At 31.1% G+C, this 9,829-nt stretch carries 11 protein-coding genes; all 11 read left to right on the top strand.

Features of this window, described 5'->3' with window-relative positions:
• The first annotated feature begins 218 nt into the window (after nucleotides 1-218).
• On the top strand, nucleotides 219-617 hold the full coding sequence (locus WFK35_RS16430; protein WP_336733490.1) for a transposase: 399 nt from the start codon (nucleotides 219-221) through the stop codon (nucleotides 615-617).
• Nucleotides 617-871: a hypothetical protein gene (locus tag WFK35_RS16425; RefSeq protein WP_336733489.1), complete on the top strand. Its 255-nt coding sequence runs from the start codon at nucleotides 617-619 to the stop codon at nucleotides 869-871. Before WFK35_RS16430 ends, WFK35_RS16425 begins: the two co-directional genes overlap by 1 nt.
• An 11-nt stretch (nucleotides 872-882) precedes the next feature.
• Complete coding sequence (locus WFK35_RS16420; protein WP_336733488.1) at nucleotides 883-1,125, top strand: helix-turn-helix domain-containing protein; 243 nt, start codon at nucleotides 883-885, stop codon at nucleotides 1,123-1,125.
• Nucleotides 1,126-1,236: 111 nt separating this feature from the next.
• Nucleotides 1,237-1,449 (top strand): hypothetical protein, encoded by a 213-nt coding sequence (locus tag WFK35_RS16415; protein ID WP_336733487.1) that lies wholly within the window; start codon nucleotides 1,237-1,239, stop codon nucleotides 1,447-1,449.
• Nucleotides 1,450-1,507: 58 nt separating this feature from the next.
• Nucleotides 1,508-2,353 (top strand): RteC domain-containing protein, encoded by an 846-nt coding sequence (locus tag WFK35_RS16410; protein ID WP_336733486.1) that lies wholly within the window; start codon nucleotides 1,508-1,510, stop codon nucleotides 2,351-2,353.
• 116 nt (nucleotides 2,354-2,469) lie between these two features.
• Entirely contained in the window at nucleotides 2,470-2,727 is a 258-nt protein-coding gene (locus WFK35_RS16405; protein WP_047096349.1) for a helix-turn-helix domain-containing protein, read from the top strand.
• The gene (locus WFK35_RS16400; protein WP_336733485.1) at nucleotides 2,727-3,710 is read left to right on the top strand and encodes a transcriptional regulator; all 984 of its coding nucleotides are present in this window, start codon (nucleotides 2,727-2,729) and stop codon (nucleotides 3,708-3,710) included. The genes WFK35_RS16405 and WFK35_RS16400 overlap by 1 nt, the downstream gene beginning before the upstream one ends.
• Nucleotides 3,673-4,314 carry an ATP-binding protein gene (locus WFK35_RS16395; protein WP_336733484.1) on the top strand — a complete coding sequence of 214 codons (642 nt, stop codon included), beginning with the start codon at nucleotides 3,673-3,675 and terminating at the stop codon, nucleotides 4,312-4,314. The genes WFK35_RS16400 and WFK35_RS16395 overlap by 38 nt, the downstream gene beginning before the upstream one ends.
• Before the next feature lie 267 nt (nucleotides 4,315-4,581).
• A complete protein-coding gene (locus WFK35_RS16390) occupies nucleotides 4,582-5,178 on the top strand; it encodes a DUF6088 family protein (protein ID WP_052769191.1) in 597 nt (198 codons plus the stop codon).
• Nucleotides 5,179-5,183: 5 nt separating this feature from the next.
• Nucleotides 5,184-6,182 carry a nucleotidyl transferase AbiEii/AbiGii toxin family protein gene (locus WFK35_RS16385; RefSeq protein WP_047096352.1) on the top strand — a complete coding sequence of 333 codons (999 nt, stop codon included), beginning with the start codon at nucleotides 5,184-5,186 and terminating at the stop codon, nucleotides 6,180-6,182.
• A 4-nt stretch (nucleotides 6,183-6,186) separates the two neighbouring features.
• A partial coding sequence (locus WFK35_RS16380) for a reverse transcriptase domain-containing protein (protein ID WP_336733483.1) occupies nucleotides 6,187-9,829 on the top strand: 3,643 nt, incomplete at its 3' end.

Here is a 9,829-nt window from a genome sequence, read left to right as displayed (position 1 = left end):
GAAGAATGGTGCTACTGACAGCGCAATTGTAACAGAAGATAAAGATACAATGCTTAGTGTACGCTATAACGATCTTTTTGCGCCATTGGTAAAGACTATACAGCAACAACAAGCTATAATTGCAAAATTAAAGAAAAGATTGCAGGAGCTGGAAAATAAATAAGGACTAAAGAATCTCCAACCAGGAAAGATAGTTTATTTGAATACCATATTTGCAAATGGTTGAAGTGAAAGTTGCAGAAAGCGGGATAGAAATATCCCGCATCTGCAACTTCTTTAAATCTTCCGAAGAGGAAATAAAAGAAATGTTTTTGCAAAAAAGTATTTCTACCGATTTGCTTTTGAAATGGAGCAAACTGCTGGAGTATAATTTCTTCAGACTCTACTCGCAACATTTGATATTGTATCCGCTACCAGCCGCCACCAGAGAAAAACAGGATAAACCATCGAAACTTCCTCAATTCCGAAAAAATATCTATACAAAAGAAGTGATAGATTTTATTCTGGAACAGATTACAACAAAAGAAATGACCAAAACCCAAGTAATAGAACACTATAGAATCCCTAAAACTACATTATACAAATGGATAAGCAAATACGAAAACTCCGAAAATTAGTGACACTCTATTTACATAAATCCAGAGGTGATTTAGAAAAGATCTATGGTAAGCCAGATGCAAAATTTGATGATGAAATGTGGTTTTATAATAGATATCGTTGGGGCATCTTTAAAGATGAGATTGCATTTGTTTTCGAAGATAACAACATTGTTGATATCTCCATTACAGAATATATTTTTGGGGAAGAGTACAGGAATATTTTTTACTATGAAGGGCAAAATCCTGAATATAAAGTTTTTAATATTATGTAAGATAAATATAGATGAAAGTTTCTCAGTCAGATTATAAATTGATTTATACCGATATAATTAATAAAAAGTACCCTCATAAAATAGAAAATTGCAAAGCATTGCTCAGCAGAAAGCATTTGTCAGTAAAAAATATTTTGAAATTAAATCAAATAATTTTTGATACATCCATAAGCTCAGAACAATTGAATCAGAGGTTTAAAGCCTATAAAAAGTCTGATGTTATTAAGATTTTGGGTTATCAGAAAGAAAACTAAATAACAATCAGCTGGCAAATCATTTCAATCTGAGGAGGAATACAGTTTCAAAGTGGAATAAAATATTTTTGGTCAAAAATGAATCACAATTCCAAAATTCAAAAAAGTAAAATGAAAAACTTAATTGAAGACATTCTTCAGGAGAGAAGTATTTTAATAGGATTAACGTATGAAGAGGTAAAATGGTATTTGGATAAAGAACCGGATATTATAAACGGCGAAAAATGGGTGTATTTTGTAGAAAAGTATTTTTTCGGAATATTAACAAGAAAACTACACTTACATTTTCGTAATGGGAAGGTAAATGATTTTTATGTTGGATAGATAAAATTTACAAGAATATCAAAGGAGGCTTATGGCCTCCTTTTTAATTTTAAAAACAATGATGAAAATACAAATGTTATTAAATAACCTTACAGAACAACTCAATTTCATAGATCTTGAGATAGATGATGCTGTGTTAAAATGTGAAAAATCTGTTGAGGTTACAATTACTACAATACAAAAAGTAAAAAAAGAAATTTTGAGAGTTGGCTTTAAATCTGTAAGTGAAGAAATTCATTTCTTTAAGGAGATTAAGCCTCAGTTTACCTCTAAACGGATTTATTATAATTCAGTTTACAGAATAGAGACTAAAAAACCATCGGGTAGTACCAGAATTTTAAAAAAATATTACAACAACGAACTTGAAAAGCTTAAAAGATACTTTGATGATAATCTCGATTTCTATAAATATTACAGAACCAAAAGTACCTATCTTGATTACAAATATTTCGTGAGAGGTTCTTTTGATGTGAAACAGAGCTTGGATAATTTCTATTATGAAACCGATCTTAATTTTTCAACATCTCACGATTTCAAAATTGCAAAAATCATTGCGAACGATTTGTTACAGCTTTACTTGGAAGATTGTATAAAGCTTTTGGATAGAAAAAGCAATAAATTGATTACCCAACGCAACCCCAACGTAAAATTAATATGGACAGGCTCAAAAATAGCGTTAACAGAATTATTATATGCTCTTCAAACCGAAGGGGTTTTTAATAATGGCTCTGCAGACTTAAAAATAATAGCAGAATTTTTTGAGGATAATTTCAGCTTAGACCTTGGGCCATATCGTCGCAACTTTCTTGAAATAAGGGCAAGAAAGGAAAATCGAACAAAGTTTCTGGACACGCTGAAAACCAATCTTCTTAAAAGAATGGACGATACAGATGAATCTTTTTGATAAAAATTCGTACCCAACGCGACCTCCGTTGTGAATTAAAATCATTCAAAACGCACAATTTTGCCATAGAAGGTTGAAAGAATCCATCAACCAACAACAGACAAAAAATTAAAATTATGGCAGTCAGCATCATCACGAAAGAAGATCTTCAGGAATTCAAAACCGAATTGCTGGAAGAAATTAAAAGTTTGTTCCATATCAAGACATCAGAGCAGAAATTATGGCTTCGTTCTTCAGAAGTCAAAGCACTCCTCAAGATTTCATCAGGAACTCTGCAAAACCTCCGTATAAATGGAACATTACGATACTCCAAAGTTGGCGGAACAATCTACTACAACTATCAAGACATTGAAAAACTTTTCAACGAAAAATAATGTCATTGCGAGAAGGAGGAACGACTACGAAGCAATCTGTGACTCTGAGCCTGTCGAAGAGTCTATCAACCATTAACCGACAACCATCAACCACTATGAACTACATCCGCCACCTCACAGGCTTCTACGACAAAATCCAACAGGACGAACGCCTGAACCCAACACATATCAGTTTGTATTTAGCATTATTTCAGTTCTGGAATATCAACCATTTCCAAAACCCGATTAGCATTTCCCGTAACGAAATGATGAGGTTGAGCAAAATATCGGCATTGGGAACCTATCATAAATGCATCAAAGAACTGCAAAACTTTGGTTATATCGAATACATTCCGTCGTTCAATCCGTATAAAGGAAGTTTGGTAAACCTGTACAATTTTGAAAATTTAGAAGTTCAGAATCTGAACGGGAAGCGTAGCAAAAAACGAATAACCTCCGAACAAGCATTGAACCAGCACCATATCAAAAACGATATAGGTAATAGACAAGCACTGATACCTTCTATAAACAATACAAACATATCAAACAATAAAACTATTGTAAACCCACCCGAAACTGTTATTGCGAGAAATGAAGCAAAGCGAAATGACGAAGCAATCTCAGGTTCTCACATTGCCATTCCGAAAATAGTACAGCAAAATGAGGAATTCCTATCAACTGACAACCATCAACCAACAACCAAATTTTACCCACCTCGTATCTCCGAAGTAAAAATGTATTTCGCAGAAAAAGATGTACCATCCGAAGAAGCCGAAAAATTCTTTAATCATTATGAAAGCAACGGCTGGTTAGTCGGCGGAAAATCTAAAATGAAAAACTGGCAGGCAGCCGCAAGAAACTGGTTGCTGAATTCCAAAAAATTTAATGTCATTGCAAGCGAAGCGAAGCAATCTGCTATTCAGAACTCAACGAAAAATCTCACCACAACTAAATCCACCAATCTCAATGCAACTACCGGAAAAAGTTATCGAGAGCCGTTATGATTATAACAAAATAATTCCCTGGTTCCGAAGAAAAGCATCAAAATTTATCGGCAAAGAATATGTAATCTCCGAATCCGAAAAAGGAATTGTGTTCGCTCTTGTAGCGTGGATGCTAAAAGATGATCTGGTAGCAAAAGAAATGAATTTTGACCTCAACAAAGGGATTTTGTTGTCCGGGCCAATTGGTTGTGGAAAAACAACATTATTCAAAATTTTGAGATCTTGCAATTTTCCGGCATCAAAATACGGTATTGTTTCTACCCGTCATATTGTTTCGGAATTTATGCAGTCTGGTTATGAGATTTTAGAAAAATATTCCAACGGCAACTTTAGTCACGACATCAGAACCCCAAAAGCCTATTGTTTTGATGATCTTGGCACTGAAACCACTTCCAAATACTTTGGTAACGACTGCAACGTAATGGCAGAAATCCTTTTGACAGGCTATGATTTATTCAAAGAAAAAGAGATCATTACCCATATAACAACCAATCTCTCCGCCACAGAAATCGAATCCCAATATGGCAATCGCCTTCGTTCAAGAATGAGAGAAATGTTTAATTTGTTTGGATATGAAGAAAACTCAGGAGATAAACGAAAATGAACGGAGCTTCTTCGGAGTTGCAAGAGACTTTTAACGATTATATTTCATTTGCGATGTGCTACGAAATGTGTAGTCAATAGCAAACAGTCTATTTTTTGTCCCAATTATGGTAAATTTTTGGGACAGAATAAACCTGAATTCGGTCAATAAACCAATGAGGTTTATTATTGAATTTTAAGTTTATTAAGAAAATAATATTTCATCAAATAATAGAATAGTGTCCCAAATTTTTACTAAATTTGGGACAAATTATAAGTGTTTTTAATAATGCAATCTATTCATAGCCAGTTAGAAGATAAGATATTAAGTTTAAAGAAAGGAGCGATAGTTTTTGTTTCAGATTTTGCGGAATTTGGTACTGCCGAAAACGTGAAAAAGGTATTGCTACGTTTAGAAAAAAAACAACTTCTAGTAAGATTAGCACACGGCATATACCTCTATCCCAAAATTGATAAAGAATTAGGGATATTGTATCCATCTACAGAAAGTATAGCCGAAGCAATTGCGAAAAGAGATAAAATACGGATTATTCCTACAGGCATTTATGCTTTACAGCAATTGGGAATATCTACTCAAATCCCTATGAATGTAATTTATCTTACAGACGGTGCTCCCCGTAAAATCAAAGTGGGGAAAAGAACAATTACGTTTAAGAAAACAGCTCCTAAGAATTTGGCAATAAAAAATAAAGTTCTATCCAATATTGTACAGGGTTTGAAGGAATTAGGAAAAGAGAATATTACGGACGAAGTTAAACAAAAAATAAATCAGGCATTGGAGAAAGTTCCGGTAGAAATTTTAAAAGAAGAAATTTTAAATGCTCCAGTTTGGGTGCGAAATGAAGTTTTATCCTTAAATAATTAAAGCGAATGAATAAGTGGTTGAAATTATCGAAAAAGAGAAGGATAGAAATTTTAGAACAGGTTAACAATCGTTTAGGCTTGCCGGTTCAAGCTGTGGAAAAAGATTGGTGGGTAACAATGGTACTCAAAGCGGTTTTCTCATCAAGATTTGCAGAACATTTCGTATTCAAGGGCGGAACATCTTTGAGTAAAGCATATCATTTAATTGACAGGTTTTCTGAAGATATTGATTTAGCGATTGATCGGAAATTTTTAGGATTCGATGGAGAATTATCAAAGACACAAATCAAAAAATTAAGAAAGGCATCTGGGATATTTATCGTAACAGATTTTTTTAATGAATTAAAAATTCAATTAAAAAACCTAGGAATTCCGGATGAAGAATATGAATTGGTCACAAATAACGAAATTGATGATACCAGTGATCCACACACCATAGAATTACAATATAAGTCTATTGTAGAGCAGGGAGACTATTTGCCACAGAGAGTTTTGATAGAAATTGGCTCTCGCTCCTTAATGGAACCTTCAGAATCCAGACCAATTGAATCCATTATTGGAAGTGTATTCCCGGAACAGAAGTTCGCAATAAAACCATTTGATGTTTCAGTAGTCATACCTATAAGAACATTTTTGGAAAAAATATTTCTTCTGCACGAAGAGTTTTTGAAACCCAAAGATAAGATTCGTCATTTGAGAATGACCAGACATTTGTATGATTTGGAAAGACTAATGAACCATTCTTATGGCAAAGAAGCTTTAGAAAATAAAGAGTTATTTGAAACCATTGTAGAGCATCGGAAGAAATATACACCACTGCGAGGGATTTCCTATGATTTACATACTCCGAAAACTCTGAACATCATTCCGCCGGATGAAGTGATGGAATTATGGAAAAAAGATTACAACATAATGCAGGAAAATATGTTTTATGGAGAATCTTTGGATTTTGAAGAGCTGATAAACAAAATTAAAGAATTACAAGGAAGATTAAAGGAAGATTAAGTTTATGGAAAAAGACAATACCCTTAAAGAAATATCAAATAAACTTTTTGAAATTTTCTATGTTGATAACCTGAAATATGGGAGACAGCAGAAAGATGGTAGTTACAAATTAGTAAAAGGTATAATAACACCTGTTACTATAGAGAATATGCTAGAGAAACAAGAAAGTTTATTAACATACCAAGAACTTCATATTGTTGATAATACACTAGTTAAATGGATATGTATAGACTTAGATATTTCTAAAAAAGAGATTGATAATAACGAGGTAAATGAAAACAATCTCAAAGCGGTAAAGAAAACAGCGGACTTAGTTAGTGATTTTCTTGATTCAAAAAAAATTCCTCATTTAATCGAATGCTCCGGTAGAAGAGGGTTTCATATCTGGGTTATTTTTGATCGATTAATAACTAAAGAAAATGCTTACTATTTTGCTAATTATATTTATTCAAAAGTAAAAGATGACTTTGAGGAAAATATTATTGCTGATTTATTTCCTAAAATACCCTATACGAATAGAAATTCCAAAGGCATTGGCTATGGAATAAAATTACCATTATCACAAAACAAAGTGAGCGGAAAACTCTCTTTCTTTATTAATAGAGATGAAGACTTTGAATTTAATAAAGATAATTGGATAGAAAAAGCTCATCCTGAATTTTTAGAGAAGCAGTTAGAAATATTAAGTAGAGGTACCACAGTTTCTATAAAGCAAATAGAGCCTTACATCAAAGAGTATTCTGAAAAAAGTATTTATTTTCATTCTTTCATCAAAAAGCAAAAGATAGTTTCCAGACTCCCTCAAAATATAGAACTGGAAGATATCCTTCAATCTTTGAGAAAATGTGAAAACTTAAATATAATACTGAAAGATTATGAAAAAGGACTGGGAAATAAAGAGAGGAGTATTCTTGTAGGATTATTAGGGCAACTAAGTACAGCAGATGATCCTGATTTTGGCAAGAATATTTTATTAGAGCTTTTTTCTAAAATCAAGGGTTATAATGAAGAAATTACTTTAAGAAAAATAGAAACTTATCGATATTTCAAACCCATTACTTGTAAAAGTTTAGGGCATTGTTCTACTTGTAAAGAGTCTTCTATAAACTCCCCTGTTGAGCTAATAGAAGGAGTTCATTTAGAAGCATTACCCTCATTTAGTATTGAAAATATTGATGAAAATATTTTTAACAAGATTCAAAAATCTCTAGTTAATTATTCATTTAAAAATGATGAAGTTCCATTATTTCCTCAATTAGAGTTGATTAAAAATATAGAATTTGATGAAATTAAAAAATATATTTCTCAAATCTACACCAACGAATCCGAATTAAATGTTGATTCATTTAAATTCCAACGAAATGAAATAAATAAGATTCGAGATCTCTACAACATTGATCCAATTAATAACCTTATTTCTGTCTATTTTACATTTGTACTTAATAATCTATTTTTTAGCGAAATATCTAATAATTCATATGGATATGAGTTTTCAAATAGCTTCTATAAAGACAATATATTTAATAATTGGTTTATCAATTGGGCTAAATATACCAAAAGTGTAGAGAATATTTTATTTGGAAAGGAATACGAAGATTACTTTGTAATTAAGCTGGATATTAAAAGTTTTTATGATAGAGTTGACCTCAAAAGACTTAAAATTAAATTATTTGAAGAGGCTCCTTCGGCTATTAAGAATAAGCTAAATGAACTGGATGAAGGAAATGTTAGCAAGTATAAATCAATTATTGACTATCTAATTAACTTATCAGAAAAAACAACCGGAAACGCTGATAAGGGACTTCCTCAAGGACCTGCTTTTGCGCGATATTTAGCTGAGATATATTTGTTAGGACTTGATAGTTTAATAGAAAATAAATTTATAACTGACCAAAAGCGAGAATTTTATAACCGTTTTGTTGATGATATATTCATTTTTGTAGAATCGGAAGATAGAGCTGATGACTTATTTAAGAATATAAAAGAGTGGCTTTCTATAAACGGCTTAGAATTTAATAATGAAAAAACAAAAATTATCAATGTAAAGGAATATAAAGAATCAGGAGAATATCATAAATTCAAAGATAATGTAAAGTATGATATCAGTTATGCTAGTAAAAATAAATCTTTATTGTCTGAAGTTGAAATACAAGAAGCTATATCAAAACTTGAAAATTTAACGGAAGATATAAAGTTTGGTTTAAAAGATAATCTAAGATTCTTCTATAGTCAGTTTAGTGATAATAAAAGATTAAATACTATCAGGAAAAAGATGGCAGATATTTTACCATTTAGTGATGATGGTCGAGGTACACTTTATCTTATGTTTTACAGTAATTTAATATCAAATTTTCCAGAACAATTTTGGAATATTATCAATCAAATAGATAGAGTAAAAGGATTGTCTTTAACCCATTATCTAAATATAATTCTATCCAACGAAGAATTGTATTTATCAAAAACTACTGAAATTGATATCCTTATAAAATCTATATATCATAGAGAAGATCTATCTGATGCAGATAAATTACTCATCACTTTACTAAGCTTAAAAACAAATAACCAAACTCTATTGAACTATACTGATAAGATTATGTATTCCGCTTTACAATTTCCAGGATTGGAATTGACCATTAATCATTGGGATTTAACGCAGAACAGACTTCGCGACTCAGATAATAAAAATTTCCTCATAGAATTAGAACAGATAATTTTAAAACAAAATTTCACAAAAGGTTTTCTCAATTCTTTAGCTCATTATTCATTTCTAAGATTTTCACAATGGAAAGTGGAAAATAATACTGCCTTCCTTAAGAAGGAATTAGAATTAAAACAATATTATCAAAGTATTACATTTCTAACATTGTTTTGTGAATCTGATTATGCCAATGTAGGTCCTTCTTGGGAATTATTATTAGAAGCTTCAAGTGAACTCGGTAAATTTAGTGATAATAAACATCAATTTCATTGGATAAATAAAATAGAAAAATTTCAGTACACAGACTTTTCAAAAAACAGTTATACTCTTATTTTGTCTAACAGACCGGGAGCTAATTTGGGGAATAATACTTGTGAAAATGAATTTTTAGAACAATACCGAAATTTATTAATTGTATTACTTTTTGATAAAGATAAAGCATCTGGAACAGAACACTTTAAAAATGATGTTCTTACAAATATAAATGCAAATGATTCTTTATTTTTTAATTGGATTTCAAACAATAATGTTCGTCTGTATCCTGATATGGATGATATATGCTTAAAAAATATTGCATTAAATGGACTCATTGTATTAAAAAATGAGAATACCTTTTTTGTAAAGGATATATATGATGGAAGTATTACAAGTAAATACAATTATTTAAAGGTTGATGAAAAATATCAGAGTAGAAATGAAATAGAATACGAAGTTATTCCTGAAAGAATAAAGGATATACTTAAAAAATCAAACTTCAATGAGTTCATAAAAAGTTTTAATGAAATAATAATTGCACACGAAAAATTCAAAAAAGACTATAATTCAGGTTCTCCTTATTTCTACAACCCGTTTGATAGTATTTCAAGTTATCCTGCTGTTCCATTCTATTCGGATTATGAAAACATTGTAAATTCAGATGGAGAAGTTGTCATTGTTAATATTTTTTCCT

This window comes from Chryseobacterium sp. VD8 (assembly GCF_037149975.1).
In the GTDB taxonomy this organism is placed as follows: Bacteria; Bacteroidota; Bacteroidia; order Flavobacteriales; family Weeksellaceae; genus Chryseobacterium; species Chryseobacterium indicum.
The sequence above is the reverse complement of the archived record's forward strand: the minus strand, read 5'-3'. Positions and strand labels throughout refer to the sequence as shown.

Bases quoted from the DNA above. Each gene is read 5' to 3' on its own strand.
- WFK35_RS16395 (WP_336733484.1), top strand. From the start codon at position 3,673: ATGCAACTACCGGAAAAAGTTATCGAGAGCCGTTATGATTATAACAAA.
- WFK35_RS16415 (WP_336733487.1), top strand. From the start codon at position 1,237: ATGAAAAACTTAATTGAAGACATTCTTCAGGAGAGAAGTATTTTAATA.
- WFK35_RS16410 (WP_336733486.1), top strand. From the start codon at position 1,508: ATGATGAAAATACAAATGTTATTAAATAACCTTACAGAACAACTCAAT.
- WFK35_RS16385 (WP_047096352.1), top strand. From the start codon at position 5,184: ATGAATAAGTGGTTGAAATTATCGAAAAAGAGAAGGATAGAAATTTTA.
- WFK35_RS16420 (WP_336733488.1), top strand. From the start codon at position 883: ATGAAAGTTTCTCAGTCAGATTATAAATTGATTTATACCGATATAATT.
- WFK35_RS16400 (WP_336733485.1), top strand. From the start codon at position 2,727: ATGTCATTGCGAGAAGGAGGAACGACTACGAAGCAATCTGTGACTCTG.
- WFK35_RS16405 (WP_047096349.1), top strand. From the start codon at position 2,470: ATGGCAGTCAGCATCATCACGAAAGAAGATCTTCAGGAATTCAAAACC.
- WFK35_RS16390 (WP_052769191.1), top strand. From the start codon at position 4,582: ATGCAATCTATTCATAGCCAGTTAGAAGATAAGATATTAAGTTTAAAG.
- WFK35_RS16430 (WP_336733490.1), top strand. From the start codon at position 219: ATGGTTGAAGTGAAAGTTGCAGAAAGCGGGATAGAAATATCCCGCATC.